A 1,631-nucleotide genomic window follows, 5' to 3' on the forward strand; every position below is an offset into this window, starting at 1 on the left:
GGAGGCCCAGAGCAGGCGCTGCGCCTTGGCGCCCTTCTCGGCCAGGGCCGTCCACTTGGACTCCGCGAAGATCCGCTTGTAGCGCTGGTAGGCGAGCTTGGCGTTGGCGATCGCCACCTTCCCCTTCAGCTGCTCCAGGGCGAATTTCTCGTCGGGATCGTTGGCCTCGGCGATCTTCTCGTCGAGGCGCTTGTCGACCAGGACGTCGATGCGGCTGATGAAGAAGCTCGCCACGCTGGCGACCTTCGAGACATCGTGGCCGGCCTTCGCGCGCGCGTCCAGCCCGTCGATGAAGGCGCGGGCCACGGCCTCGTAGGCCTCCTGCGAGAACAGGAGGGTGACGTTGATCGAGATGCCCTCGCTGGTGAGCTGCCGGATCGCCGGGATACCCTCCGGTGTGGCCGGCACCTTCACCATCAGGTTGTCGCGGGCGACCGCCTTGTGCAGGCGCCGGGCTTCGGCCAGCGTCTCCTCGGTGTCGAGGGCGAGGTAGGGCGAGACCTCCAGGCTGACATAGCCGTCGGCCCCGTCGCTCGCCTCGTAGACCGGGCGGAGCACGTCGGCGGCCGCCTGGATGTCGGCGATGGCGAGACCCTCGTAGAGGTCGATGACGCGGCTGTCCCCGGTCACCTGAACGGCCTTCAGGCTGTCGTCGTACTCGTCCGAGTGCCCGATCGCCTTCTCGAAGATCGACGGGTTGGAGGTGACGCCGCGCAGGCCGTCGCGCTCGACGAGCTGCTTCAGTTCGCCTTTCTGGATGAAGCCGCGGGCCACGAAGTCGAGCCAGACCGCCTGATCCTGTTCGTCGTGCAGGGCCTTGAGCGCGTTCATGTCGGTTCCTCGTCTCGCGTGCCGCTACTTGCCGGGCGCTCTCCCTCCCCCCTCTGCGAGGGAGGGTGGCCCTCGCGTCAGCGAGGGTCGGGAGAGGGGGACCCGGGTTCAGGGAAGGTCGCGGCCTTCATATAAGGACGGCACCGTCCTGTGCACCGTCGCTCCCCTCTCCCGACCCCCTTCGGGGCCTCCCTCCCCCGCAGAGGGGCGAGGGAGGCGTCGCGCATCAGCTGTTACCGCTTATGCTTGGCCATCTGCGCCTTCGCGGCCTCCAGGACCTTGTCGGGGGTGAAGCCGAATTTGGTCTGGAGATCCTTGATCGGCGCCGAGGCGCCGAAGGTGTGCATGCCGATGATCGCGCCCTCGGAGCCGGCGTAGCGGTCCCAGCCGATGACACTGCCCTGCTCGACGGCCACCCGTGCCTTGACGGCGGGCGGCAGCACCGAGTCGCGGTAGGCCTGATCCTGCCGCTCGAACAGGTCCCAGGACGGCATCGACACCACCCGGGCCTTCACGCCCTCGGCCTTCAGCGCCTCGTAGGCGCCGACGCAGAGCTGCACCTCGGAACCCGAGCCCAGCAGGATGACGTCGGGCGTGCCGTCGCAATCGGCGAGCACGTAGCCGCCCTTGGCGGTGCCGGAGGCCGCGCCGTACCGGGTCCGGTCGAGGGTCGGCAGCGGCTGGCGGGAGAGCGCGAGCACGGCCGGCTGGTTCCTCAGCGAGAAGATCACCCGGTAGGCCTCGGCCACTTCGTTGGCATCGGCCGGGCGCAGGGTCAAGAGGCCCGGGATGCAGCGCAG

Annotated in this window: 2 protein-coding genes; both read right to left on the minus strand. The window is 69.1% G+C overall.

Annotation, left to right across the window (positions count from 1 at the left end):
- The coding region (gene tal, locus I53_RS14965) for a transaldolase (RefSeq protein ID WP_043352019.1) at positions 1-831 on the minus strand (831 nt) is incomplete at its 3' end.
- 233 nt (positions 832-1,064) lie between these two features.
- Positions 1,065-1,631, minus strand: a 567-nt coding sequence (locus I53_RS14970) for a transketolase C-terminal domain-containing protein (protein ID WP_286009584.1), incomplete at its 5' end; no start/stop codon positions are given.

This window comes from Methylobacterium sp. B1 (genome assembly GCF_000333255.1).
In the GTDB taxonomy this organism is placed as follows: domain Bacteria; phylum Pseudomonadota; class Alphaproteobacteria; order Rhizobiales; family Beijerinckiaceae; genus Methylobacterium; species Methylobacterium fujisawaense.